A 26,706-nucleotide genomic window follows, 5' to 3' on the forward strand; every position below is an offset into this window, starting at 1 on the left:
CGATGCGCCTGACTGCTGGATCGCCCGCACGCCTCGGCGCAAGCTGGGACGGACGCGGCACCAATTTCGCGCTGTTCTCCGCCAACGCGCAGAAGGTCGAGCTGTGCCTGTTCGACATGCAGGGCCGCCGCGAACTCGAGCGCGTCGAGCTGCCGGAGCGCACCGAGGATGTCTGGCACGGCTATCTCAACGACGTCTCGCCGGGCCAGCTCTACGGCTACCGCGTGCATGGCCCCTACGAGCCGGAGCACGGCCACCGCTTCAACGCCAACAAGCTGCTGCTCGACCCCTATGCCAAGCGGCTTTCCGGGCGGCTGGTCTGGAGTGACGCGCATTTCGCCTATCGCACCGGAAGTCCACGCGAGGACCTGTCGTTCGACCGGCGCGACAACGCGCGCGGCATGCCGAAGGCCGTCGTCGTCGACGAGACCTTCAACTGGGGCCGTCGCGAGATCCGGCCCAACATTCCCTGGGAAGACACCATCATCTACGAGGCCCACGTCAAGGGACTGACACAGAAGCGCGACGACGTGCCGCCGAATTTGCGCGGCACCTATGGCGGCCTGTCCTCGCCGGCGATGATCGAGCACCTGAAGAAGCTCGGCGTCACCACCGTGGAGCTTCTGCCGGTGCACAGTTTCGTCGATGACCGCATCTTGGTGGAGAAGAAGCTCGCCAATTACTGGGGCTACAACACCTTATCCTTCTTCGCGCCCGAGCAGCGCTACGCCCAGGACAACGCCCTCGATTCGTTCCGCACCACGGTCGCGCGCCTGCACGATGCCGGCATCGAAGTGATGCTCGACGTCGTCTACAACCACACCGCCGAGGGCAATCACCTCGGCCCGACGCTGTGCTACCGCGGCATCGACAACGCCTCCTATTACTGGCTGAACCGCGAGAACCCGCGCTATTACGACGACTTCACCGGCTGCGGCTCGTCGGTGAACCTCACCCATCCGCGCGTGCTGCAGATGGTGATGGATTCCCTGCGCTACTGGGTCGAGGTCTGCCACGTCGACGGCTTCCGTTTCGACCTCGCCACCACGCTGGCGCGCGGGCCGAACGGTTATGATCGCGGCAGTTCGTTCCTGACCGCGATCCGCCAGGACCCGGTGCTGGCGAGCGTCAAGCTCGTCGCCGAACCCTGGGACCTCGGCCTCGGCGGCTATCAGGTCGGTGCATTTCCCTCGCAATGGTCGGAGTGGAACGACCGGTACCGCAGCGCCATGCGCCGCTACTGGAGCGGCGAAGGCAGCCTGATCGGCGACATCTCCAGCCGCATGACGGCGTCCTCCGACCTGTTCAACCACGACGGACGGCGGCCGCGCGCCAGCGTCAACCACATCACCGTGCATGACGGTTTCACCCTGGCCGATCTCTTCAGCTACAACGAGAAGCACAACGAGGCCAATGGCGAAGACAATCGCGACGGCTCCAACGACAACCACAGCAACAATTGCGGTGTCGAGGGTCCGACCGACGATCCCCAAATCGTCAGCTTGCGCCGGCAGCTTCGCAAGAACGTGCTGGCCTGCCTCATGCTGGCGCAGGGCATTCCGCTGATCCTCGCCGGCGACGAGGTCGGGAATTCGCAATCAGGCAACAACAACGCCTATTGCCAGGACAACGAGGTTGGCTGGGTCGGCTGGGACAATCTCGGCAAGGACGGCGACGACATGGTCGATTTCGTCGCCGAGCTCGCCGAAATCCGCCGCCGGTTCTCGCAGCTTCGCAGCCATCGCTGGCTCGACGGCCGCCCCAAGGACGGCATCTCCTACGGCGCGCTGTGGCTGACGCCGGCCGGCGACGAAATGACGGAAAGCGACTGGAAATTCCCGGAAGGGCGGTTCCTCTCCTATGTGATGGGGCCGATGGAACCCGGCAGCGCCGCGATCTTTATCGTACTCAACGCAGCCCCCGAAGAGATCGCATTCAAATTGCCAAAAATGACCGAATACAAGAGCTGGCAGCAAATCCTGAACACGACCGACGCCAAGCTGAACACGGTCGACTTCCAGCCCGGGAGCGACAGCAAGGCGCCGCCGCGCTCCGTGCTCGCTTTCGCGGGGGCGCTATGAGGCCATCCTTCGGGGCGAGGCCGACGAAGGACGGCGTGTCGTTCCGGCTGTGGGCGCCTGCCGCGCGCCGCGTCGATCTCCTGCTCGACAGACGACACGCGATGCAGCGCCGGCAGGATGGCTGGTATGTCGCCGAGATTGCCAATCTGCCCGTCGGCAGCAACTACAAATTCAGGATCGACGACGAGATCGACGTGCCCGATCCGGCGTCTGCATTCCAGCCCGACGACGTGTTCGGCCCGAGCGAGGTGATCGATCACGACGCCTTTGCCTGGCGGGCATCCGATTGGCGCGGCCGTCCCTGGGAAGAGACGGTGCTGATCGAGACGCATGTCGGCACCTTCACCGCGGAAGGCACCTATCGCGCCATGATCGACAAGCTCGATCATCTCGTCGCCACCGGCATCACCGCGATCGAGCTGATGCCGCTGGCCGACTTCGCCGGTCGTCGCGGCTGGGGTTATGATGGTGTATTGTGGTACGCGCCCGACAGCACCTATGGTCATCCCGATGAATTGAAGACGCTGATCGACGAAGCCCATCTGCGCGGGCTGATGGTGTTCCTCGACGTCGTCTATAATCATTTCGGGCCCGAGGGAAATTACCTCGGCCGCTACGCGCCGACCTTCTTCACCGACGCGCACACGCCGTGGGGCAGTGCGATCGATTATCGCGTGCCGCAGGTTCGCGCTTTTGCCGTCGAGAACGCGCTGTCGTGGCTCAGCGACTATCGCTTCGACGGCCTGAGGCTCGATGCCGCCAATCACATCATGGCGATCCCCGGCGAGCAATCGATGCTGCAGGACCTCAGCGTCGCCGCGGGCGAGCTTGCCAAGGCGACGGGGCGGCACATCCATCTCGTGCTGGAGAACGGCGACAATCGCGCGAGCCTGCTCGATGCCGCGCAGGAGCCCCCGAACGGCAAGTTTCGCGCCCAGTGGAACGACGACTACCACCACGTCTGGCACGTGATGCTGACGGGCGAGCTCGCCGGCTACTATGCGGACTATCAAACGCCGCGGCTCGATCTCGCACGCGCGCTCGCCTCCGGCTTCGTCTATCAGGGCGAGATCTCGGAATTCTGGGGCAAGAAGCCGCGAGGCGAGAAAAGCGACGAGCTGCCGCCGGCAACCTTCGTCAACTTCCTGCAAAACCACGACCAGATCGGCAACCGGCCGCTCGGCGACCGGCTCGAAAGCCTCGCATCGCCCAAGCAGATCGAAGCAGCACTCGCGGTGACCCTGCTCGCGCCGATGGTGCCGATGCTGTTTCAGGGCGAGGAGTGGGGCTCCACCGTGCCCTTCCCGTTCTTCTGCGACTTCCAGGGCGGCCTGGCTGACGCCGTCCGCAAGGGGCGCAGGCAGGAATACGCCTGGGCCTACGAGAAGTACGGCGACGAGGTGCCCGACCCGCTCGATCCGGCAACGCTGCAATCGGCCGTGCTCGACTGGACCGGCCACACGCCGGAGCAGGATGCACGTCTCGCGCTGGTGCGGGAGCTGCTCGCTCTCCGCCACAAGGAGATCGCGCCACGACTGAAAGCTGCGCGCTTCGGTGATGCCGCCGTGGCCGATAGCGGCCTGCTCACCGCACATTGGCACATGGGAGATGGCGCGACGTTGCGCCTCGTCGCCAATCTCTCCGACAAGGACGCCGCATATTCCGGCGGTGTGGGCACCCTGATCTGGGGCGGCGCGACCGGCGACCGGTTTGCGCCCTGGTCGGTGGTCTGGCGCCTCGGAGTTTGACATGGCTTCAGCCGTTCCTCTCGCAACCTACCGGCTTCAGCTCACCGCGGATTTCGACTTCGACAAGGCCGCCGCGGTCGTGCCCTACCTGAAGGCGCTGGGAATCACGCATCTCTACACCTCGCCTGTGATGAAGGCCCGCAAGGGCTCGACGCACGGCTATGACACCGTCGATCACAGCCAGTTCAATCCGGAGCTCGGCGGCGAGCCCGGCTTCGCCCGGCTGAGCGAGGCGCTGACGCGACACGACCTCGGCCTCATCATCGATTTCGTACCGAACCATGTCGGCGTGCACTTCGCCGACAATCCCTGGTGGCTGGACGTGCTGGAATGGGGCCAGGCCTCGCCGCACGCCGTCTCCTTCGATATCGACTGGGATCAACTGGCTTTCCGCGCCCGTGGCGGCGTGCTGCTGCCGATCCTCGGCGCGTCCTATGGCGAAGCGCTCGAGAGCGGCGACATCGAGCTACGCTACGATCCCGACGAAGGTAGTTTTTCCGCCTGGTATTTCGAGCACCGCCTGCCGATCGCGCCGGAGCGCTATGGCGAGATGCTGCGGATGATCGTGAAGGAAGCCGACGCCGCCGAGACCGAGGCCGGCAAGCGCCTGCTGTCGCTCGCGACCCGCTACACGGGACTGCGCCGCCCCAACCGCAAGGAAGCGCCCGGCTTCAAGGCGGAGCTTAGGGAGATCGCAGGCAGCGCCGATATCATCGCGCGCGGCCTCGGCGCCTATCGCGCCGCCAAGGACCGCCCCGCGCAGACGCTGGCGCTGCATCATTTGCTGGAGCGCCAGCACTACAAGCTCGGGCACTGGCGGCTTGCCTCCAGCGACATCAACTATCGCCGCTTCTTCGACGTCAACGGGCTCGCCGGCATGCGCGTCGAGGATCCCGGCACGTTCGCCGCCACGCACCGGCTGGTGAAGCAACTCATTGCCGACGGTAAACTGCAAGGCATCCGGCTCGATCATATCGACGGCCTGCGTGATCCCGCGCAATATTGCCAGCGGCTGCGCCGGCTGGTGCGCGACGCGCAGGGCACCACAAAGCCGTTCTATACGGTGATCGAGAAAATCCTGTGCGAGCACGAGCGCCTGCCGCATTTCGCCGGCGTCCAGGGCACCACCGGCTATGAGTGGATGAACGCCATCACTCACGTTCTGGTCGACGCCAAGGGGCTGGAGGCGCTGGACGAGACCTGGCGGCAGATCAGCAACCGGCCGCCGCGGCTCGCGCCTTATGTCAAGGACGCCAAACGGCGCGTGCTGGAGACGCTGCTGACCAGCGAATTCACGGTTCTGACCCGCCTGCTTGCGCGGATCGCCAACGGGCACTACTCGACCCGCGACTTTTCCGCCGACAGCCTGCGGCAGGCGCTCGAGCTCTACGTGCTGCATTTCCCGGTGTACCGTACCTACCTGACGACAAGCGCGCCAACCGCAAACGATCGTAAGCTGATCGACGACACCATCGAGCACGCTCGCCGGGAATGGTTCGCCGCGGACGAAGGCATTTTCGACTTCCTGCGCGACGCCCTCACCATGGACTTGCTCAAGCCCGGCCGTCCCCCGCACAGCGCCCCGCGCGTGCGTCGGTTTGCGCTGAAGGTGCAGCAATTCACCGGACCGATGATGGCGAAGTCGCTGGAGGACACCGCTTTCTATCAATTCCACCGGCTGCTCGCCCTGAACGAAGTCGGTGGCGATCCCGCGAGCAAGGGCCTCACCATTCCCGCTTTTCACGAGATCATGCAGACCCGCGCCAGGGAATGGCCGCAAGGGATGACGGCGACCGCCACGCACGACACCAAGCGCGGCGAGGACGCCCGGGCACGGATCGCGGCCTTAAGTGAAATTCCCGGCGAATGGACCAGCGCCGTGGCGCGCTGGAAGGTCCTGAACGCGCCGCACATCGCGCTCGACGGCAATCTGCGCGCTCCGTCGGCCACGTTCGAATACATGCTCTACCAGACGCTGCTCGGCGCCTGGCCGCTTGGAGAGACGGCCGATGCCGGCTTCGTCGCGCGTATCCAGGCCTATGCGCTCAAGGCCGCGCGCGAAGGCAAGGAGGAGACCAGCTGGCTCAACCCGCACGAGGCCTATGAGAACGGCGTCAAGAGCTTCATCGCGAAGATCCTCGATCCCGCGCAATCAGGCGAATTCCTGGAGGCGCTGCAAACCCTGGCTCGCCGCGTCGCGCTGCTCGGCGCGCTGAACGCGCTGAGCCAGCTCACGCTCAAGGCGACACTGCCGGGCCTGCCCGATTTCTACCAGGGAACCGAATTTTGGGACCTGTCGCTGGTCGATCCCGACAACCGGCGCCCGGTGGATTTTACCGCGCGACACGCGGCGCTGGGCGCGCTGGACAATCCGGATTGGAATCATCTGATCAAGAGCTGGCCGGACGGCCAGCTCAAGCTGGCCTGGACGCGGCACCTGCTCAAGCTACGCAATGAGCTGCCCGACGTTTTCGCGCGAGGCGACTACCAGCCGCTTCAGGTGCGGGGCGCACATGCCGACCATGTCGTGGCCTTTGCCCGCCGCCACGGCCGCACTGCTGCGATCGTCGTTGTCGGGCGCCACTTCGCACCTTTGACGCAAGCAGGACGCGAATGGCCGACGTTCGAGCGGCTCGACGCCACCATCGACGTCACAGGCTATAGCGTGCCGGGTCTCGCCGGAAACGATCTGCCGCTCGCGCAGGCGCTTCGCGGTTTTCCAGCTTCGGTCATCCCGGCGCGCCCCGCGGATGCGGCGAAGCCGGTGCGACAGCGCACCCGCGCTTGAATGCTAGCTTTTCGCGTCTTTGCCCAACAGCAGCTGGCCGCGCTTGCGGATCGTGGCCTGCGCCATCTCGGCAAAGCGCTGCAATAGCCAGGGCAGCACCACCTGCACCTTGACATGGTCGTCGGCGACATCGACCTGCCCCGTCGCGATTTGCCCGAGCGCGCGGATGCGGAAATTCATGCTGTCGCCGTTCCAGCGCTCCTCCTCGACCTGCATCACGGGAACGCTGGCGGCAGCACGGCAGAGCCCGGTCTTGAGCCGGCGCACCGCCTCCTCGCGGCCGAGGCGGTGGGGAATAGAGACGACAAGCGGTGCTGACATGGCTCTGCCCGGTTAGTGATTGAACCTCACATAATCATGCCCCCCGACACCGCAAAGGTTCCATGCAAGTGGAGCGTGCAACCGGTGTTTCATTGGGGGAACTTTAAAACCTGCGGCAAGTTGCCCTCGCACCACGGGACAGGTTGCAAGAGACCCTTCCAACGAAGGGCTGGAGGAGATTTGGCATGTCTATCGGTACGATCATTCTGATCATTTTGGTCATCGCGCTGCTCGGCGGCTTCAGCGGCATCGGCGGCGGCCCGTTCTACGGCACCGGCTATTACGGCGGCGGCGGCCTCGGGCTCGTCATCGTCATCCTGCTGATATTGCTGCTGCTGGGACGAATCTAGCCGGGTTCGGTAGGGTGGGTTGGCCGCACGGCGTAACCCACCTCTTTTCTTTCCGCGTCAACAGAAGTGGTGGGTTACGCTTCGCTAACCCACCCTAATTCTTTTTCGCCGCGAGCTTCTTGATCGCCGCCTTGATCGACGCGGCTGCATCGGCGTAGCCATCCCACGCCTTCGATCGCGCCAGCAAGCCCGGCACCGTTCGTACCGTGTACCGCTTCGGATCAAGGTCGCTCTTCACCTGAGCCCACGTGACCGGCATCGACACAGTCGCACCATCGCGCGCGCGGGGGGACAGCGGGGCCACCGCCGTCGACATGCGATCGTTGCGCAAGTAGTCTAGGAAGATCTTTCCCGTTCGCAGTTTCTTCGACATGTTGAGCAGATAGCGCTCGGGATCGTCGTCCGCCATCCACTGGCAAACGCCTTGCGCGAAGGCCTTCGCCTCTTTCCAGCTCACCTGATCGCGGGCGCCATGACGCAGCGGTACCACGACGTGCAGGCCCTTGCCGCCGGTGGTCTTGCAGAAGCTTTCCATGCCGATATCGGTCAGCCGCTGCCGCATCTCCTTGGCGGCCTCGACGACCTCGGCGAAGACGACGTCGGGCGCGGGATCGAGATCGAACACCAGCCGGCCCGGAGTATCGTAGGCGTAGGGCGCGCAATTCCAGGGATGCAGCTCGACGCCGCCGATCTGCGCCACGGCGGCGAGCCCCTCGATGCGATCGATCTGCAAATAGGGCTTGCGGTCGCCGGAGACCCGCGCGAGCTCCAGAAGGTTCGAGGTGCCCTGTATGGCGTGGCGCTGGAAGAAGCATTCGCCCTTGATGCCGTCAGGGGCGCGGATCAGCGAGCACGGCCGGCCCTTGAGGTGCACGATCATCCATTCGCCGACGGCTTCGAGATAGCGCGCGAGATCCAGCTTGGTGACGGGATCGCCATTGCCGTCGTCCGGCCAGAGCTCCTTGTCCGGCTTGGAAATGACGACTCCCATCACTTCGGCACTGCCGGCTTGCGCTGTTCGTGCGCCGGTCTTCGCTTTCGCGCGCGACTTGGCGCGCCGCTTCGTCGAGGGCTCGGCAAGCTCGGTATCGACCGGTGTCTCGGCCTCGACCTCCTCCGCCGGCTTGTCCTGCCGTAGACCCTTGAAGGCGGCCTGGCGGATATTGCCGTCGGCGGTGAAGCCGGCGAACTCGATCTCCGCCACGAGCTCCGGCTTCAGCCAGTGCACCTCGCGCGCTTTTTTCGGTGCGTTCTTGCCGCCAAAGGGGCTTTGCTTGGCCTCCATCGCCTTCAAGGACGGCATGATGCGCTTGACCTTGTCGGCGCCGAAGCCCGTGCCGACCATGCCGACGAAGGCGAGATGATCGCCGCGGTGCACGCCGGCCATCAGCGAACGGAATTTGCCATTGGTGGTCTTGTAGCCGCCGATCACGACCTCATGGCCGGCACGGCATTTAGCCTTGGTCCAGCTTTCTGTCCGCCCCGAACGATAGGGCGCGTCGAGCTTCTTCGACACCACGCCCTCAAGCTCGAGCTTGCAGGCCGACTGCAGCACGGCGTCGCCGCCGCTTTCGAAATGCTCGACATAGCGAATCTGGCTCGATTTGCGCTTGCGCGCCTCCAGCAGCTCCTTCAACCGCGCCTTGCGCTCGCCGAGTGGCAGCCGGCGGTAATCGAGACCTTCCGCAAACAACAGGTCGAACGCGAAGAAGATGAGCTCGTCGGTCTTACCGTCCGACAGCGCGGCCTGGAGCGACGAAAAATTCGGTGCTCCGTTGTGGTCGAGCGCGACGATCTCGCCGTCGATCATCATGTCCGGCTGCGCGCCCGCTTCCTTCGCGATGCTTGCGAATTTTCCGGTCCAGTCGAGGCCTTTGCGCGTCTTCAACGTCGCCTTGCCGCCTTCGACCCGCAGTTGCACGCGGTAGCCGTCGAACTTGATTTCGTGGCACCAGCCATCGCCGCCCGGCGGGCGCTCGACCGAGGTGCAGAGCTGCGGCGCGACGAAATCAGGCATCTCCGCCTTCTTCGCGGTCGTCGCGGTTGTGGCCTTCTTCTTTGCCGTCTTGCCGGTCTTCAACGCCGCGCGGGGTGCCGGCGTGACCGTGCGCTCTTTCGCCTCGTCCGCCCGGTTGGACTGCCAGACCGCGTCGGCCTTGGCCTTGGTGCCCTTCGCCAGCATGAACGGTTTTGGTGCTCGCCCCGTGCCTTCGGCGATCTGATCCATCGCGCGGCCGGAGGCGACCGACTTGTCCTGCTCGAGAATGTCATTGTCTGCGCCCTCGCGAACATATTCGTCGCGATGCTTGATCAGGAGCCAATTGGTCCGTTTGCCGCCGGTGCGGTCGTTGCGCATGCGCACTAGGACCCAGCTGCCGTGCAGCTTCTCGCCATGCAGGGCGAACTTCAGATCGCCCTTCTTGAAACCGCGTTCGGGATCTTCGGATTCCCAGGTGCCGCGATCCCACAGCATGACCGTGCCGCCGCCGTACTGGCCTTCCGGAATCGTGCCCTCGAAGTCGCCATAGTCGAGCGGATGGTCCTCGACCTCGACGGCCAGCCGCTTGTCGTGCGGATCGAGCGAGGGCCCTTTCGTCACCGCCCAGGACTTGAAGACGCCGTCGAACTCGAGCCGCAGATCGTAGTGCAGCCGCGTGGCGTCATGCTTCTGGATCACGAAACGCCGCTGCTTCGATGGCGCCACCGCGGCCTTGCCCGACGGCTCCGGCGTCTTCTCGAAATCACGTTTCTGTCGATACTTGGATAGTTTTTGCAGCACGATTGGTCCCGGATTCTCTTTCGGCGTGGAAGCCTATCACGGCCCGCATCCCACCCGGAACCAAAACCCCGCGGGACGGTTGGGGTTCCAAAATGACTCGTAGACGCTGGAGAACGGAATGGCACCGCGCGCCTATTGGAAGGGAACGTTGAAGCTCTCGCTGGTCAGTTGCCCCGTTGTGCTTTATCCGGCGACCACCGCGGCCGAGAAGACGCGATTTCACATGATCAACCGCGAGACCGGCAACCGATTGAAGCAGCAGATGATCGACGCCGAGACCGGCGACGTCGTCGAAAGCGACCAGAAGGGACGCGGCTACGAGCTGCGCAAGGGCAAGTATGTCGAGATCGAGCCGGAGGAGCTCGAAGCCGTCCAGATCGAGAGCAACCACACCATCGACATCGAGAGCTTTGTGCCGAGCGACGAGATCGACCAGCGCTACCTCAACCATCCCTACTACATCGCGCCCGACGGCAAGGCCGCGGTCGATGCCTTTGCCGTAATCCGCGACGCCATGAAGGACCAGGATCGCGTCGCGCTCGCCAAGATCGTGCTCACCAACCGCGAGCACATCATCGCGATCGAGCCGCTCGGCAAGGGCCTGCTCGGCACCACGCTGCGCTTCCCCTACGAACTGCGCGACGAGGACCAATTCTTCGACGACATCAAGAGCCCGAAGATCACCAAGGACATGGTCGAACTCGCCGGCCATATCCTCCAGACCAAGGCCTCCCATTTCGATCCCAGCAAGTTCAAGGACGATTACGAGAACGCGCTGAAGGCCCTGGTGAAGCGCAAGGCCAGCGGCAAGACAATCGAACTGCCGGAGCCTGAGGAGAAGCCGAGCAACGTCGTCAGCCTGATGGATGCGCTGAAGCAGAGCTTGAAGGGACGCAGCGGGAAGGAGACGGCGGCGAAGTCCCATGCGCGCCGGGCGTCGGGGCGAACGAGGGCCGCGAAGAAGACGCACCGGTCGACGGCGCGGCAGAGGAAAGCGGGTTAGCTCTCCGCCGCGCACTTCACTCTCTTCCCTCATGGTGAGGAGGCGCGAATTGCCGTCTCGAACCATGCAGGCCCCCGCTGCGGGAGTCGGGCCTTCATCCTTCGAGACGCGCGTTCCGCGCTCCTCAGGATGAGGATCGAAAGCTAGTCCCCCGCCTTTAGCCGATAGCCGATCCCCGTCTCCGTCAGCACGTATTGCGGCCGTTCCGGATCGGCTTCGATCTTCTGCCGGAGCTGGCGGACATAGACACGCAGATATTGCGCGTCGGTCAACTCATCCCAGAGCTCCCTCAGCAGAAAGCGGTGGGTGAGCACCTTGCCGGCGTGCTGCACCAGCACGCGCAGGAGGTCATATTCCTTCGGCGACAGTTTGACGTCGCGCTCGCCGACCTTGACGATCCGGCGCACCAGATCGACCGAGAGATCGCCGGCACGAAACACTGGGCGCTCGCCCTGGATCTGAAGCTGGTGCCGCAGCGCGGCGCGCAGGCGCGCCAGCAGCTCGTCCATGCCGAACGGCTTTGTCAGGTAATCGTCGGCCCCGAGGTCGAGCGCCTGCACCTTGCCGGCCTCGTCGCCGCGGCTCGACAGCACCACGATCGGCACAGCTTCATTGCGGGCGCGGATGGTACGCAACAACTCGTGACCCTGGATGTCCGGCAGGCCGAGATCGAGGATGATCAGCGCGGGATCCTCGCTGAGCTTCTCCAGCGCGGTCTTGCCGTTGGACGCCTCCAGGATCTCATAGCCTTGGGTCGAGAGCCCCATCCGCAGCAATTTGCGGATCGGCGGCTCGTCGTCGATGACCAGCACTTTGATCGCGGCGGCGCTCATGCGGCGGTATCCAATGCGTGGGTCCGGGCCGGAATGGGCAGACGGATGGTCAGTACCGCGCCGCTCCGGTCGCTGCGATTCGCGGCCGAGATCGTGCCATGCATCGCCTCGACGAAGCCGCGGGAGATGGCGAGCCCGAGCCCGGTGCCGGGGCGGACATGGTCGCCCTTCTGCACGCGATAAAACTTGTCGAACACGCTCTCGAGCTCCTCGGACGGAATGCCGTCGCCCTCGTCCGCAATCTGGAGCACCACATGATCGCTGTCGCGCCGGCTGCGAATCGAGACCGTCGCGTGGGGCGGCGAATATTTGGCGGCGTTGTCGAGCAGGTTGAACAGCACCTGCTCGAACAGCACCGCATCGAGCTGGAGCATAGGAAGGTCTGCGGCCAACTCCAGCTCCACCTTGTGGGCGGTGAGGATCTTGGCTGCACGGCGGAGCGCGCTGCCGACGATCTCTCCAAGATCGTGCAACGCAGCGTTGGGCACGATGGCGCCGGATTCGAGCTTGGTCATGTCGAGCAGATTGGCGATGAAGCGGTTGAGCCGTTCGGATTCGTCGATCACGGTGGCGAGCAGGTCGCGCTTCTCGGTGTCGGAGAGCGCGCTGGCGAGATCGCGCATGGTCGAGGCCGCACCCAGCACGGATGCGAGCGGCGTCTTCAGGTCGTGTGAAATCGAGGTCAGCAATGCGGAACGCAGCCGCTCGGATTCCACGGTGCGCTTGACGCGATCGACGTCCTCGACCAGCAGCACGCGCTCGATCGCCAGCGCGCCCTGGTCGACCAGCGCGTCGAGCAGGCGACGCTGGTCCGGCGTCAGCAAGGGACCTGTGCGGTCGTCGTCGATGCCGATGACGCCGATCGGGCCGCGCCCGGTGCGCATCGGCAGGAACAGCCGTTTTGCACCCGGCAGCGTGTCCGAGCCGCGGCCTGCAGGGCGGTCATTGCTCCAGGCCCAGTTGGCGGCGGCAAGATCGGCCTGATCGAGATCGTCTTCGGGGGGGTAGCCCGACTTCACCGTGAGCTGGCCGTCCTCCGGCAACAGCAGCACCACACGGACTTTCAGCATCAGCGCGATCTGGTAAGCGGTCGCCCACAGCACGTCGTCGAGCGTGCCGGTGCCGGCGAGCTTGCGGCTGAAAGCATAGAGCTGCTCGGTGGTTCGGATGCGGCCGATCGCAGCATCAGCCTGGGTGCGGACCCGTCCCGCCACGTTCGACACCACGAACGCAATCAGCATGAAGAAAAAGAATGCCGCGACATTGGTCGGATCGGTGATCGTAAAGGTATAGACCGGCGGCAGAAAGAAGAAATTGTAGGCCAGCGACGCCGCGATACTCGCAAGCAACGACGGCCACAATCCGTAGCGCACGGCAACGGTCACCACGGCGGTCAGAAACATCAGGTCGACGTTCTCAATGCCGAAATACGGCTTGATGGCCACGGCGGCAGCGAGGCCAAGCGCGGTGATCCCGAGTGCCTTCAGATAGGGCCGCGCATCGAAAGGGTCCGATCGCGTTGCGGTCTGCACCGCCGTCTTCGGCGCCGGCTCGCCCGTGAGTTCGTCGCCAGGGATGACGTGCACGCTGATATTCCCGGCGCGGCGCACCAGATCGTGCACGACGGAGCCGCGCGTCATCTCGAACCAGAGCGAGCGCGTCGACTTTCCGATCACGATCTGGGTGACGTTGTTGCCCTGCGCGAAGTTGACGACATCGTCGGCGAGGCGGCGGCCGACGCCCGGAATCGTCAGCGCCTCGCCGCCAAGCGATTCCGCGAGCCGCAGCGTATCGGCCAGTCGGTCGCGCTGCTCGTCGGAGAGCTGGAGCGAGCGCCGCGTCTCGATCGAGACCGCGATGAACGGCGCGTGCAGCCGGTCGGCCAGCCGCTTGGTGTAACGTACGAGGCTGGCCGCGCGCGGATCTTCGCTGACGCAGACGAGGATGCGCTCGCCCGCGGCCCAGGGGCCGGCGATCGCGTTCGCCCGCATATGAGTGAGCAGCTGCTCGTCGACCCGTTCGGCCGTGCGCCGCAGCGCGAGTTCGCGCAGCGCGGTCAGGTTGCCCGGCGAGAAATAATGCTCCAGCGCCCGCTCGGCCTGCCTGGGGACATAGACCTTGCCCTCTTTCAGCCGCTGGATCAGATCGTCGGGCGTGAGGTCGATCAGTTCGATGGCGTCTGCGCGGTCGAACACCGAATCCGGCACGGTCTCCCGCACCCGCACGTGGGTGATCTGCGCGACGACGTCGTTCAGGCTCTCGATGTGCTGAATATTGACGGCGGTGTAGACGTCGATGCCGTGGGACAGCAGCTCCTCGACATCGAGATAGCGTTTTGGATGGCGGCTGCCGGCGGCATTGGTGTGGGCGAGTTCGTCCACGAGCGCGATTTTCGGCCGGCGCGCGATCACGGCATCGAGGTCCATTTCCTCGACAATCTGGCCGCGGTAATCGAGCTTCTTGCGCGGGATCACTTCCAGCCCCCGCACCAGCGCCTCGGTCTCGGCGCGGCCATGGGTCTCGACGAAGCCGACCACGACGTCAAGGCCTGACTTGCGCCTGGCGTGGGCGCTTTGCAGCATCTCGTAGGTCTTGCCGACGCCGGGAGCGGCGCCGACGAAGATCTTCAGCTTGCCGCTCACGCCCTCCTCCCGGCGCGCGGCTTCCAGCAGCGCCTCGGGCGAAGGACGTTGTTCGGGATCGCGGCGCTCTCGGACCATCAGGCCAATATAATCATCGGCGCGGACCTAGCCTAGACTACTTTGTGGCACGATCGAGCGCGAGGTTCAGAGCCAACACGTTGACCCGGGGCTCGCCGATCAGGCCGAGCAGGCGGCCCTGGATGTTGGAAGCCACCAGTTGCTTGACCTGATCCTCCGGCACGTTTCGCGCCTTCGCCACGCGCGGCACCTGGAATTGCGCCGCTTCCGGCGAAATGTCGGGATCGAGGCCGCTGGCCGAGGTCGTCACGAGGTCGACCGGCACGGCGGCATTCGGGTTCTCGCTTTTGAGCTTGTCCACATCTTCCTTCAGCCGGTCGGCCAGCGCCTTGCTGGTCGGGCCGAGATTGGAGCCACCAGAATTGGCGGCGTTGTAGGGCGCCGGCACGGTCTTGGTCGAATCGCTCGGATCCGGCGCCACCGTCGCCGAGAGGCGGCCGTGGAAATATTTGTCGTCCTTGAACTCCTGCCCGATCAGGGCGGAGCCGACCACGTGACCGTCCTTCTCGATCAGGCTGCCCTGAGCCTGCGCGGGAAAGATCGCGCCGGCAATAGCGGTCATCGCCAGCGGATAGGCAAGTCCGGTGATGGCAGTGAGCACCAGCAGCAGGACGATGGCGGGGCGGATTTCTCTGAGCATGTGTTTCTCCCATTTCTTTCGTCATTGCGAGGAGCGAAGCGACGAAGCAATCCAGTCTCTCAGTCGTGGCAAGAATTCTGGACTGCATCGCTTCGCTCGCAATGACGGGGTTAAGCCAGGTGCAAGGCAACGACGACGAGGTCGATCGCCTTGATGCCGATGAAGGGTATGACGATGCCGCCGAGGCCGTAGATCAGCAGATTGCGCCGGAGCAGTGCGCCGGCCCCGACCGCGCGATAGGCGACGCCCTTCAGCGCCAGCGGGATCAGCGCGATGATAACAAGCGCGTTGAAGATGATCGCCGACAGGATAGCACTCTGCGGGCTCGACAGGTTCATGACGTTGAGCACGTTGAGCTGGGGGTAGAACGCCAGGAACATTGCCGGGATGATCGCGAAATACTTCGCAACGTCGTTGGCGATCGAGAACGTGGTGAGTGCGCCGCGCGTCATCAGCAGCTGCTTGCCGATCTCGACCACCTCGATCAGCTTGGTGGGGTTGGAGTCGAGGTCGACCATGTTGCCGGCCTCGCGAGCAGCCTGCGTGCCGGTGTTCATGGCGACACCGACGTCTGCCTGCGCGAGCGCCGGCGCGTCGTTGGTGCCGTCGCCGCACATCGCCACCAGCTTGCCCTTGGCCTGCTCGTCGCGGATCAGCTTGAGCTTGTCCTCGGGAGTTGCCTGCGCCAGGAAGTCGTCGACGCCGGCTTCCGCTGCGATCGCGGCGGCCGTCATGGGATTGTCGCCGGTAATCATGACGGTGCGGATGCCCATGCGTCGCAGCTCGGCAAAGCGCTCACGGATACCGCCCTTGACGATGTCCTTGAGCTGGATGACGCCGAGCAGCTTGCCGTCCCTGGCGACCGCCAGCGGCGTGCCGCCGGCCTTCGATATGTCGTCGGCAATGGTTTGGATCTCGCGACCGATGTCCGAGAGCCCGGCGGGCTGGATGGAACGAGCCGTGTTGCCCGAGGCGACCACCAGCGGCGCACCGCCGCCGACATAGTTGAGGATCGCATCGACCGCGCCCTTGCGCACCGACGAGCCGCCGGCATCGACGCCGCTCATGCGGGTCTGCGCGGTGAATGGGATGAAGGTGGCTCCCAACTCGGCCATGTCGCGGCCACGGATGCCGTATTTCTCCTTGGCCAGCACCACGATCGAACGGCCCTCCGGAGTCTCGTCGGCGAGCGAGGCGAGTTGGGCCGCGTCCGCGAGCTCCTGCTCGGTGACGCCGCGCACCGGGCGGAAGGAGGTCGCCTGGCGGTTGCCAAGTGTAATCGTTCCGGTCTTGTCGAGCAGCAGCGTGTCGACGTCGCCGGCGGCCTCGACGGCGCGACCGGACATCGCCAACACGTTGAAGCGGACCAGGCGATCCATGCCGGCAATGCCGATTGCCGACAGCAGCGCGCCGATGGTGGTCGGGATCAGCGTCACGAACAGCGCAACCAGCACAACCACCGAGATCGAGCCGCCGGCATAGGCCGCGTAGCTCGGGATGGTGACGGTTGCGAACACGAAGATGATGGTGAGGCCGGCCAGCAGAATGTTGAGCGCGATCTCGTTCGGGGTCTTCGCCCGCTCGGCGCCCTCGACGAGCTTGATCATGCGGTCGATGAAGGTCGAACCTTGCGCTGCCGTGATCCGCACGCGGATCCAGTCGGACAGCACCTGGGTGCCGCCGGTCACCGCCGAACGATCACCGCCGGATTCGCGGATCACGGGTGCGGACTCGCCGGTGATGGCGGCCTCGTTGACGGACGCGACGCCCTCGATCACCTCGCCATCGGAGGGAATGGTATCGCCGGCCTCGACCAGCACGATGTCGCCGACCTTGAGGCTGGTGCCCGGCACCAACTTGAAAGTGCGGTCAGAGCCGGTCAGCAGCTTGGCCTGGCTCTCGGTGCGGGTCTTGCGCAGCGATTCCGCTTGTGCCTTGCCGCGGCCTTCGGCCACGGCTTCGGCAAGATTGGCAAACAGCACCGTGAACCAGAGCCAGACGATGATCTGGAAGGTAAAGCCGAGATTCCCGCCGCCCGTGACGAGGTCGCGCAGGAAGATCACCGTGGTGAGCGCGGCCACGATCTCGACCACGAACATCACGGGGTTCTTGATCATCAAGCGCGGATCGAGCTTGATGAAGGACGCGCGGATCGCAGGCACGACGATCTTGGGATCGAACATCGCCGAGACGGACGCACGCTTTTGCAGTTTCATGGTATCCATGGAGGTCACTCCAAACAATCAGAAGGCTATCGATCAGAACACTTGCTGTTCAGAACACTTGCTGGTCAGAAGATTTGGCCGGCGTTCATCGCGAGATGCTCGACGATCGGACCGAGGGCGAGCGCCGGGAAGAAGGTCAGTCCCCCGATGATCAGGATCACGCCGACGACCAGGCCGACGAACAGCCCGCCGGTGGTCGGGAGGGTGCCCGCGGACGGCGGGATCGATTTCTTGGCGGCCAGCGAACCCGCAATCGCCATCGCGGGAATGATCATGAAGAAGCGGCCGACGAACATCGCGCTTGCCAGCGTGAGGTTGTAGAAGAAGGTGTTGCCGGTGAGGCCTGCGAAGGCCGAGCCGTTGTTGCCGGTCGCCGAGGTGAAGGCATAGAGCACCTCGGTGAAGCCGTGCGGTCCGGCATTTGCCATCGAGGCGACCGCCGCCGGATAGACCACGCCGACCGCGGTCCAGCCAAGGATCATCAGTGGCAGCACCAGGATCGCGAGCATTGCCATCTTGACCTCGCGCGCCTCGATCTTCTTGCCGACATATTCCGGCGTGCGACCGACCATGAGGCCCGCCACGAAGATCGCGAGGATGACGAACAGCAGCATGCCGTACATACCGGCCCCGACGCCGCCGACAATGATTTCGCCGAGCTCGATGTTGATCAGCGGAATCATGCCGCCGAGTGCGGTGAAGCTGTCATGCATGGCGTTGACCGCGCCGCAGGAGGCGGCCGTCGTGATCACGGCGAACAGGGAGGACGCGACGACACCGAAGCGGACCTCCTTGCCCTCCATGTTGCCGCCGGTCAGGCCGAGCGCGTGCAGGGTCGAGGTGCCGCTGGCTTCCGCCCAATAGGTGACGGCGACACCGGCGAGGAACAGCACGCCCATCACCGCGAGGATCGCCCAACCCTGGCGCTGGTTGCCAACCATGCGGCCGAACACGTTGGTGAGCGCCGCGCCGAGTGCGAAGATCGACAGCATCTGAATGAAGTTCGACAGCGCAGTCGGATTCTCGAACGGATGCGCCGCGTTGGCGTTGAAGAAGCCGCCGCCGTTGGTGCCGAGCATCTTGATCGCGACCTGCGAGGCGACCGGACCGACCGCGATGGTCTGCTTGGCGCCTTCGAGCGTGGTGGCATCGACATAGTCACCGAGCGTCTGCGGCATGCCCTGCGAGACCAGGAACAGCGTGTAGACGATGCAGATCGGCAGCAGGACGTACAATGTGCAGCGGGTGACATCGACCCAGAAATTACCGACGGTGCGTGCCGACGCACGCGAGAAGCCGCGGATCAGCGCCACCGCGAGCGCGATGCCGGTCGCCGCCGACAGGAAGTTCTGGTGCGTCAAGCCGAGCATCTGCACGAGATAGGAGATCGTGCTCTCACCGCCGTAGTTCTGCCAGTTGGTGTTGGTGATGAAGGAGATCGCGGTGTTAAAGGACAAGTCGGCGGCGACCGCCGACTGCCCGGCTGGATTGAACGGCAATACATCCTGAAGCCGCATCACGCCGTAGATGATGAGGAAGCCGCCGACGTGGAACAACAGCATGGCGACCGTATAGGTCAGCCAATGCTGCTCGCGCTTCTCGTCGACGCCGGAGAACCAGTAGATGCCGGCCTCGATCGGACGCAGCACCGGCGACAGGAAGGTCCGCTCGCCGTTGAACACGCGCGTCATGTACCAGCCGAGCGGTTTTGCGAGCGCGACGATAATGACGCAAAAGAGAATGATCTGGAGCCAACCGATCATGGTCATGGATTTAACCCTTTAGGACTTGTGTCCTGCGCAGGAGCGGCAGGAGCAGCGCAAGCAGGCAGGCGACGAGCGCGGCGTCCGCCAGCAGCAGTTTGAGAAGCAGGAGCACGGTCAGAATCGCTCGGGCCGCAGCAGCGCGTAAGTGAGGTAGAACAGGAGGCCGAGCGAAACGGCACCGGCGAGCGAATAATCGAAGATCATGGTCTGCTCCCTCAGAGCCGTTCGCAGGCGTAGGTGTAGCCGATCGCAACGGCGAAGAAGCCGAAGCCCAGCGCCAGCATCAGAATGTCCATCATGGAGATACTCCTCGTTGCGCCCTTGATTTCGGCGCAACCGTTTCTCGGGAGACCCGGTCGGCGCGTGAAAAGAAATGCCGGTGCATTTCCACGGCGCCTACCGGGACTTTTGACCGGGCTGAAGTGCCACCGCGGGCATAGGTTTTCGAGACGAGGGCCATCGCGAAGATATAGGAATCTCATAAAAGGCCGGGACGACGGCGGAGGATGGCGCGCCACCGCTCCATCCCACACTTATGAAATCCTTATATCTACCGCCCCTTCCCCATCTCGTTTTCAAATGCCGCTTTGGCCATCTTGGAGACGCCGGCCGACTGACCGACGCCACCTCCAGGAGGCCTGACATGACCACCGCCGCTCTCCGACACTACGATCCACCGTCACTTGGTAACCGCTTGCGCAATGCGCAGGTGATGACGCAACCGTTGATGCTCGAGATCATCGACAAGGCCTGCCGGCGCTTCCCTTCACTCGGCCGAAGCGAGCGCACGGCACGTGTCATGCGCCTGATCGATGCCGAGGCCTGGGCCGATGCGACGCTGGCATTGATGGAGCTCGAGCTGCCGATGTGGCAGGTCCGCCGCCTCGCCTATGACGAGGGCGAATGGCACTGCGCGCTCTCGCGGGAGCGCGAATTACCGGACTGGCTGGACGCCGCGATCGAAGGATGCCATGGCGACCTCGCGATCGCCCTGCTGTCGGCGTTCGTCGAGGTCCAGGCACTCGCCGCGGAAGCGTCGCGGCCGAGCGTTCCCTCCGTTCGTCCTGTACTGGATCCGCTTTACGAACCGCTCGCCTGCGACAATTTCGGCTAGCGGCCTGACGGATTCACGCCGTGTCGCAAGCCCCCGACATTTCGCACACGCTGAGCCCGGCGCGCGTGATCGCACGCTTCGCCGTTCGCGTTGTGCTGCTCGTTGTCTTTGCCGCATTTGGCAGCGTCGGTTTTGGCCGAAGCCTCGCCGTCCTGCTCTGGATGTCGATCATCCTGTGCGCGCTCGCCGGCCTCGTCAGGCGCGAACCGCTGTTCAGCCCTGCCCTCAATCATTGGGACGAAGCTGTCGCCTTCGGCGCATTGTTCGCGCTGGTCCACATCGCCAATGATGTGGCCTGAGCGACCGGCTTTATGACCTTCCTATGAGATCGCCGCGCAGGCGCCCTCGAAATCATATTCGCAAGACAGGATATTGAGCGCGCAGGCAGGGACATGCCTCCCCCGCCGGCGTTGTTCAGAAGGAATACATCCGTGAAACTCGTCGAACCTCCCTCGTGCAGCTTCCTCTCGACCATTGTTTTCATCGGCCGCAACCATAGAGGACAATGGGTCGCGCAGGAGCAGAACGGCCTCTATGGCGGCTTGTTCGTCAGCCGCGCCCAGGCCGTCAAATATGCGCTGTTCGAGAACGGACAGCATCCGGAAACCGTCGTCGAGCTGCCGCGCGAGATCGAGCTCGACATGGGCAAGAACCCTAACACCATCGTCTCGCAGCGCGCCGCCTGAGCCGGCGCTCTTCCGCGGGAAGCCATGTTCATTCCTCCCTCTGCCTGGTTCACCGGCTTCATTCCGGATCTGCCGACGCCGTTCGACGCGGCTGACGCCATCGATCTCAAGGCGTTCGCAGCGCTCTGCGAGCGCCAAGTCGCGGCGGGCGTCTCCGCCATCGTGGTCTGCGAGACCGCCGGCGAAGCACCAACGCTCTCGCCGGCCGAGCAGGAGCTCGTGATTCGCACCGCGGTCGATGTCGCTCGCGGCCGCGTGCGGATCATCGCCGGCGCGCTGTCGAATTCGACCGGCCATGCCATCGAACTTGCCCGCCGCGCCGAGGCCGCCGGCGCCGATGCCGTGATGGCGGTGGTGCCGGCCTACAACAAGCCGATGCAGGAGGGGATGCTCGCGCACTTCCGCGCCATTGCCGGTGCGACCGGTTTGTCCTTGATCCTGCACGACATTCCCTCCCGTACGCTGCGCCCACTCGCCGACGAGACGCTTCTGCGCCTCGTCGAATCCCGTCAGTTCGTGGGCCTGCGCGACGCAAGCGGTGACATCACCCGCCCGATGCGCCTCGCCCGGCTGCTGCCATCAGGCTTTCGCCTGCTCTCCGGCGACGACGTCACCGCCTTAGGCTATATCGCAAGCGGCGGCGACGGCGCGATCTCGGAGGTCGCCAACATCGCGCCGGGTCTGTGCCGAACGATCTTTTCCCAGGTCAGGCAAGGCCGCCTGCAATCCGCCCGCTACCTGCACAAGCGCCTGATCCCGCTCATCGCCTGCCTCGCCAAGGACAGCCCGGCGGCGCTCAAGAGCGCACTGAGCGTGCTGGGTCTGATGTCGCCGGCCACAAGGCTGCCGATCGTGCCGCTGGACGCGGCCGCGCAGCGGGAGGTGGTACGCGCCTTCGCGGCGCTCGCCGACGAGGAGCTGACCGACAGCGTCGGGGCCTGACGCCTCGCGTAGCGTTGCCGATATCGCATGCAGCCAAGGTGCGACCGCCGGCGTCTTTATGACATTCCTATGCGGCGGCCCCGGCGGTCATCTCGCAATCTTACGCGGCGATGGCCATCATGAGAGGCAGATTGGAGCGGCCGTCTCGCCGCACCACAGACAAGGACTTCCAAGATGTCGATGCTGACACATAGCCTTGACCAGCCCTTCGATGAAGCCGATCGCCCGTCGTGGATCTCGACGGCGAGCAAGGCCCAGCTCAAGCGCGTCGCCCTGCAGGGGTTCGCCTTGCTCTCGATGGGCAGCGTGCTCACTGCGCTGATCGCACTGAGGACCGCAATCTATGTCTGGCACATGCACGTCTGACCGGCACGGAGACCATCATGACCTTGCAGATGTGTGAAGAGGCCGCCATGGCCGCAATTAGCCTTCAGACTTCCCGTCGCGGAGCTCACATCAAACAGGCGACAACGCTCAGGCCGCTCGATCCGGATGTCGTCAGCGCCGCCATTCCCGCCTTCTTCATTGGGCGCAACGGCGCCGGCCTCTGGGTCGCACGCGAAGCGAATGAACGTGTCGGCGGTCTATTCCTGTTCAAGAGCTCGGCGGTGGATTTTGCCAACCGTCAGAGCGCACCGGCGCACTGCGCCCTGGTGTTCCCCACCGACACCTTCGAACTCGACGTCGAGAACCGCGGCAATTTCCTGATCGTGCTGGCGCAGCGAGCCAGGCAGATTCTTGCGCGCGTGGCGGCAAGGCTGTGGCCGTGATCGAGCTCAAGATCGCCATCCTGGTCGCATTGCTGGGTGCGTTGCTGCTCGGCACGCGCATCGGCGCTGCGCCTGCCCCGGACAGGTAACGTGCACCTCCTCAAGGGAAATTTCGAGCACGCGGTCACCACGACGATCCTGACCATGACGTTGAGTCTGGTCTGGGGCGCGATCCTAACGATCGTGATCACGCTCGTCGCGCGCGGGCTCGGGGTCTAGGATTTCCGCGCGGCGATCGACCGCCAATTGACCATGGCTGCCTACGAGGCAAGCAGCCGGGCGCACAGCGCGGTCGCGATGCCCGCCTGAGGCCACGTATCCCGCGGAAAATACCCGGCCGATCTGGCGAAATTTCATGGAACCGTGTAGATCGGTTTCATGAGCATCAGCAACGTCAACGTCGTCGCCCATCCCCTGGTCCAGCACAAGCTCTCCCTGATGCGGGAGAAGGACCGCTCGACCAAGAGCTTTCGCGAGATCCTGAACGAGATCGGGATGCTGCTCGGCTACGAGGTAACGCGCGACCTGCCGCTGGAGCTGGTCGAGATCGAGACGCCGATTGCGCCGATGCGGGCGCCCAAGATCGCCGGCAAGAAGCTCACGCTGGCGCCGATCCTGCGCGCCGGCGTCGGCTTCCTCGATGGCATGCTGGCGCTGATGCCCTCGGCGCGCATCGCTCATATCGGGCTCTACCGCGATCCTGATACGTTGCAGGCGGTGGAGTATTACTTCAAGGCGCCGCAGGACCTGTCGGACCGCACGGTGATCCTGATGGACCCTATGCTGGCGACCGGCAACTCGGCCTGCGCCGGCGCCTCGCTGCTGAAGGCGCGCGGCGCCCGCGACATCCGCTTCGTCTGCCTTCTGGCGGCGCCTGAAGGCGTCGCGCAGTTCCAGAGCGAGCATCCCGACGTGCCGGTCTGGACCGCCGCGATCGACGAGCGGCTCAACGACCACGGCTATATCGTGCCGGGGCTGGGCGACGCCGGCGACCGGATGTTCGGCACCAAGTAGACAGGTTCGCGCGGTCGGGTTAGTCCGGTTGCCATGAGCGCCAATGAATTTTCGCTGCAATCGCTGATCCGGACCGAGGCGGCCTATCCGGCCTTCGTGTTCGATGGCACGCCGGTCTCGCGCGCGGAGTTCTCGGAAAAGATCGAGCAGACCGCCGCCTGGCTTGCCGCGCACGGTATCGGCAAGGGCGACGTCGTCGCGGTCTGGCTGGTCAACCGGATCGAATGGATCGCGCTGCTGTTCGCCGCCGCCCGGCGTGGGGCAATCGTCGCCGCCGTCAATACGCGCTACCGCAGCGCGGAGGTCGCGCATCTCCTGAAGCTGTCCGGCGCCAGGCTAATGGTGGTCGAAGCCGCGTTCCGCTCGATCGACTTTGCCGCTATTCTCGCCGACGTTGCGAAGGACGAGGTGCCTGCGCTGCGAGAGCTCGCGGTGGTCGGCGGGGATGCGATTCCCGCACGTTGGCCCCGTGTGCGCTTCGATGCCTTCGAGAAGCGCTATCCGCCCGCCCCGCCGGCTCAGGATGATTTCGATCTGCCGGTTCTGCTCTACACGACGTCAGGCACGACCAAAGGACCGAAGCTTGTCGCGCATTCGCAGCGAACGTTGGCCACGCACGCCGCCTGCGTTGCCAAGGCGCTAAAGCTCTCACCGCAGCGCCATGCATTGCTGGCCATGCTGCCGTTCTGCGGCACCTTCGGCATGACGAGCCTGCTCGGCTTCGTCGCAGCGGGTGCGACCGTCCATGCGCTCGACGCCTTCGAGGCGGCACCGGCGCTGAAGCTTCTCCGCGAGTGCGGGATCACGCATGCCTTTGGCTCGGACGAGATGTTCCGCCGCATCCTCGCCCTCACCGACGCGGCGCGTCCGTTTCCGCCTCTCGAAGTCTGCGGCTTTGCCGCGTTCCAGCCCGGCTGGCGCGAGCTTGCCGCGGAGGCCGAGGCGCGCGGCATGCCGTTGCACGGCCTCTACGGTTCGAGTGAGGTGCAGGCGCTGTTCTCGATCGCACACTCGAGTGATGGCTTCACCGATCGCATCGAGGGCGGCGGCTGGCCGATGTCGCCGGAGGCCAGGGTCCGTGTGCGCGATACCGAGACCGGCGAACTCGCGGCTCCCGGGGTCTCCGGCGAGATCGAGATCCGGGCGCCGTCACGCTTCCTCGGCTACTACAACAATCCCGACGCGACGCGCGACGCCATCACCGCAGACGGCTTCTTCCGCACCGGCGACATCGGCCGGCTGCGCGGCGACGGCTCCTTCGTCTACGAGACCCGCGCGGGCGACGCCATGCGGCTCGGCGGCTTCCTGGTTGCGCCGGGCGAGATCGAGGACGAGCTCAAAGCGTGCGCTGGTGTGGCCGACGCCCAGGTCGTCGCGGTCGATCTGAAGGGAAACGCACGCTGCGTTGCCTTCGTGATCGCCACCCAGGACCCCCACCACGAGCCGCCGCGGCAGGACGCGTTGATCGCGCGCCTGCGCGAGCGGCTCGCCGGCTACAAGGTCCCGGCGCGGATCTATATCGTGGAGGCCTTCCCCGTCACCGACAGCGCGAACGGCGTCAAGATCCAGCGCGCCAGGCTTCGGGCCATGGCGATGGACCGGATCGCTGCGGAATAACGTCTATGGGCTTCGCTTGGAGGCGACCATCGCAGCGCCCCGCAATGGTGCGCGCTCAAGCCTAGTATGACTTGGCCAGCCCCAGCACCTTTTCCGCAATGAAGCTGAGCGCAAGCTGCGGGCTGACCGGCGCGATGCGCGGGATCAGCACTTCGCGCAAGTAACGCTCGACGTGGAATTCCTTGGCGTAGCCGAAGCCGCCATGGGTCATCACCGCCTGCTCGCAGGCATGGTATCCGGCCTCACCCGCAATGTATTTCGCGGCATTGGCAGCGCCGCCGCAGGGCATGCCCTTGTCGTATTGCCAGGCCGCCGACATCACCATCAACCAGGCCGCCTCGAGTTCAACCCAGTTTACGGCCAGCGGATGCTGAATGCCCTGATTCTTGCCGATGGGCCGGTTGAACACCACGCGGGTCTTGGCGTATTCGGTGGCGCGCGACAACGCGAGCTTGCCGAGGCCGACGGCTTCCGCTGCGATCAGGATGCGCTCGGGGTTCATGCCTTCGAGAATGTACTGGAAGCCTTTGCCTTCTTCGCCGATGCGATCCTCCATCGGGATTTCAAAGTCCTCGAAGAACAGCTCGTTGGAATCGACGACCTTGCGGCCCATCTTCTCGATCTCGTGGACCTTGATCCTGTTACGATCGAAATCCGTATAGAACAGGCTCAGCCCATGCGTGGGCGAGCGCACGTCCTCCAGCGGCGTGGTGCGCGCCAGCAGCAGGATCTTGTGCGCGACCTGCGCGGTCGAGATCCACACCTTCTGGCCGTTGACGATGTAGCGGTCGTTCTTGGCCACCGCGCGGGTCTTGAGCTGGGTGGTGTTGAGGCCGGTGTTGGGCTCGGTGACGGCGAAGCAGGCCTTCTCGCGACCCTCCACCATCGGCGGCAGCATGCGCTTGCGCTGCTCTTCGGTGCCGAACACGACCACGGGATTGAGGCCGAACACGTTGATGTGCACCGCGGATGCGCCGGACATGCCGGCGCCGGATTCGGCGATGGCGCGCATCATGATCGCGGCCTCGGTGATGCCGAGGCCGGAGCCGCCATATTCCTCCGGCACGCAGATGCCGAGCCAGCCGGCGTCCGCCATGGCCTTGTGAAAGTCGTGCGGGAAGCCGCCGTCGTGGTCCTTCTTCAGCCAATAAGCGTCGGGAAAGTCTTCGCAAACCTTTGCGACTGCGTCGCGAATGGCTTCCTGCTGAGCGGTGAGCGCGAAATCCATATTCTTGATCTCCTTCTTGGGAGAAGCGACCGCGCAATCTCCCCCTCGTCGCGTTCCCCACTCGAAGGCCGTGGTGGATTG

General features: G+C 64.7%; 23 protein-coding genes. 14 read left to right on the plus strand and 9 right to left on the minus strand.

What is annotated here, in order from left to right:
* Positions 1-2 precede the first annotated feature (2 nt).
* The 3 genes from glgX to treY are packed head-to-tail and all read left to right on the plus strand — an operon-like array spanning position 3 to position 6,617.
* The gene (gene glgX, locus AC0L3C_RS17415) at positions 3-2,081 is read left to right on the plus strand and encodes a glycogen debranching protein GlgX (protein WP_473263582.1); all 2,079 of its coding nucleotides are present in this window, start codon (positions 3-5) and stop codon (positions 2,079-2,081) included.
* The gene (treZ, locus tag AC0L3C_RS17420) at positions 2,078-3,829 is read left to right on the plus strand and encodes a malto-oligosyltrehalose trehalohydrolase (RefSeq protein ID WP_473408562.1); all 1,752 of its coding nucleotides are present in this window, start codon (positions 2,078-2,080) and stop codon (positions 3,827-3,829) included. The genes glgX and treZ overlap by 4 nt, the downstream gene beginning before the upstream one ends.
* A 1-nt stretch (position 3,830) precedes the next feature.
* Positions 3,831-6,617, plus strand: coding sequence for a malto-oligosyltrehalose synthase (gene treY / locus AC0L3C_RS17425; protein ID WP_473408563.1), 2,787 nt, complete (start codon positions 3,831-3,833; stop codon positions 6,615-6,617).
* A gap of 3 nt (positions 6,618-6,620) precedes the next feature.
* On the opposite strand, the gene AC0L3C_RS17430 is transcribed toward treY, so the two are convergent.
* Positions 6,621-6,938 (minus strand): polyhydroxyalkanoic acid system family protein, encoded by a 318-nt coding sequence (locus AC0L3C_RS17430; RefSeq protein WP_473408564.1) that lies wholly within the window; start codon positions 6,936-6,938, stop codon positions 6,621-6,623.
* 185 nt (positions 6,939-7,123) lie between these two features.
* Between AC0L3C_RS17430 and AC0L3C_RS17435 the strand changes: the two genes are divergently transcribed.
* Positions 7,124-7,288, plus strand: a complete 165-nt coding sequence (locus AC0L3C_RS17435) for a DUF3309 family protein (RefSeq protein WP_007595743.1) — start codon at positions 7,124-7,126, stop codon at positions 7,286-7,288.
* 94 nt (positions 7,289-7,382) lie between these two features.
* On the opposite strand, the gene ligD is transcribed toward AC0L3C_RS17435, so the two are convergent.
* Positions 7,383-10,067, minus strand: coding sequence for a DNA ligase D (ligD, locus tag AC0L3C_RS17440; protein WP_473408565.1), 2,685 nt, complete (start codon positions 10,065-10,067; stop codon positions 7,383-7,385).
* 118 nt (positions 10,068-10,185) lie between these two features.
* On the opposite strand from ligD, the gene ku reads away from it, so the two are divergent.
* Positions 10,186-11,070 (plus strand): non-homologous end joining protein Ku, encoded by an 885-nt coding sequence (gene ku, locus AC0L3C_RS17445; protein ID WP_473408566.1) that lies wholly within the window; start codon positions 10,186-10,188, stop codon positions 11,068-11,070.
* Between the two features lie 143 nt (positions 11,071-11,213).
* On the opposite strand, the gene AC0L3C_RS17450 is transcribed toward ku, so the two are convergent.
* The 6 genes from AC0L3C_RS17450 to AC0L3C_RS17475 form a co-directional block, all read right to left on the minus strand.
* Positions 11,214-11,903, minus strand: a complete 690-nt coding sequence (locus AC0L3C_RS17450) for a response regulator (protein ID WP_473263588.1) — start codon at positions 11,901-11,903, stop codon at positions 11,214-11,216.
* A complete protein-coding gene (locus AC0L3C_RS17455) occupies positions 11,900-14,623 on the minus strand; it encodes a DUF4118 domain-containing protein (RefSeq protein ID WP_473408567.1) in 2,724 nt (907 codons plus the stop codon). The genes AC0L3C_RS17450 and AC0L3C_RS17455 overlap by 4 nt, the downstream gene beginning before the upstream one ends.
* A gap of 37 nt (positions 14,624-14,660) precedes the next feature.
* A complete protein-coding gene (locus tag AC0L3C_RS17460) occupies positions 14,661-15,263 on the minus strand; it encodes a K(+)-transporting ATPase subunit C (RefSeq protein ID WP_473263590.1) in 603 nt (200 codons plus the stop codon).
* A 110-nt stretch (positions 15,264-15,373) separates the two neighbouring features.
* A complete protein-coding gene (kdpB, locus tag AC0L3C_RS17465) occupies positions 15,374-17,488 on the minus strand; it encodes a potassium-transporting ATPase subunit KdpB (protein ID WP_473279355.1) in 2,115 nt (704 codons plus the stop codon).
* Between the two features lie 65 nt (positions 17,489-17,553).
* Positions 17,554-19,257: a potassium-transporting ATPase subunit KdpA gene (gene kdpA, locus AC0L3C_RS17470; RefSeq protein ID WP_473408568.1), complete on the minus strand. Its 1,704-nt coding sequence runs from the start codon at positions 19,255-19,257 to the stop codon at positions 17,554-17,556.
* A gap of 111 nt (positions 19,258-19,368) precedes the next feature.
* Positions 19,369-19,458 carry a K(+)-transporting ATPase subunit F gene (locus AC0L3C_RS17475; RefSeq protein WP_018454042.1) on the minus strand — a complete coding sequence of 30 codons (90 nt, stop codon included), beginning with the start codon at positions 19,456-19,458 and terminating at the stop codon, positions 19,369-19,371.
* Between the two features lie 439 nt (positions 19,459-19,897).
* Between AC0L3C_RS17475 and AC0L3C_RS17480 the strand changes: the two genes are divergently transcribed.
* The 9 genes from AC0L3C_RS17480 (at position 19,898) to AC0L3C_RS17520 (ending at position 25,397) form a co-directional block, all read left to right on the plus strand.
* Positions 19,898-20,368: a hypothetical protein gene (locus tag AC0L3C_RS17480; RefSeq protein WP_473263594.1), complete on the plus strand. Its 471-nt coding sequence runs from the start codon at positions 19,898-19,900 to the stop codon at positions 20,366-20,368.
* Between the two features lie 20 nt (positions 20,369-20,388).
* The gene (locus AC0L3C_RS17485; RefSeq protein WP_473408569.1) at positions 20,389-20,667 is read left to right on the plus strand and encodes a hypothetical protein; all 279 of its coding nucleotides are present in this window, start codon (positions 20,389-20,391) and stop codon (positions 20,665-20,667) included.
* 132 nt (positions 20,668-20,799) lie between these two features.
* Complete coding sequence (locus AC0L3C_RS17490; protein WP_473263597.1) at positions 20,800-21,054, plus strand: hypothetical protein; 255 nt, start codon at positions 20,800-20,802, stop codon at positions 21,052-21,054.
* A 24-nt stretch (positions 21,055-21,078) separates the two neighbouring features.
* Positions 21,079-21,996 carry a 4-hydroxy-tetrahydrodipicolinate synthase gene (dapA, locus tag AC0L3C_RS17495; RefSeq protein WP_473408570.1) on the plus strand — a complete coding sequence of 306 codons (918 nt, stop codon included), beginning with the start codon at positions 21,079-21,081 and terminating at the stop codon, positions 21,994-21,996.
* Positions 21,997-22,170: 174 nt separating this feature from the next.
* Positions 22,171-22,362: a hypothetical protein gene (locus AC0L3C_RS17500; protein WP_473279360.1), complete on the plus strand. Its 192-nt coding sequence runs from the start codon at positions 22,171-22,173 to the stop codon at positions 22,360-22,362.
* Positions 22,363-22,379: 17 nt separating this feature from the next.
* On the plus strand, positions 22,380-22,766 hold the full coding sequence (locus AC0L3C_RS17505) for a hypothetical protein (protein ID WP_473408571.1): 387 nt from the start codon (positions 22,380-22,382) through the stop codon (positions 22,764-22,766).
* Between the two features lie 90 nt (positions 22,767-22,856).
* Complete coding sequence (locus AC0L3C_RS17510) at positions 22,857-22,985, plus strand: hypothetical protein (RefSeq protein WP_473279362.1); 129 nt, start codon at positions 22,857-22,859, stop codon at positions 22,983-22,985.
* Between the two features lie 159 nt (positions 22,986-23,144).
* Positions 23,145-23,780, plus strand: coding sequence for a uracil phosphoribosyltransferase (gene upp / locus AC0L3C_RS17515; protein WP_007613841.1), 636 nt, complete (start codon positions 23,145-23,147; stop codon positions 23,778-23,780).
* Positions 23,781-23,813: 33 nt separating this feature from the next.
* Complete coding sequence (locus AC0L3C_RS17520; protein WP_473408572.1) at positions 23,814-25,397, plus strand: AMP-binding protein; 1,584 nt, start codon at positions 23,814-23,816, stop codon at positions 25,395-25,397.
* Between the two features lie 61 nt (positions 25,398-25,458).
* Here the strand turns inward: AC0L3C_RS17520 and AC0L3C_RS17525 are convergent, their stop codons facing one another.
* On the minus strand, positions 25,459-26,625 hold the full coding sequence (locus AC0L3C_RS17525) for an acyl-CoA dehydrogenase family protein (protein ID WP_007613843.1): 1,167 nt from the start codon (positions 26,623-26,625) through the stop codon (positions 25,459-25,461).
* Positions 26,626-26,706 lie beyond the last annotated feature (81 nt).

Source organism: Bradyrhizobium sp. WSM4872 (assembly GCF_055811715.1).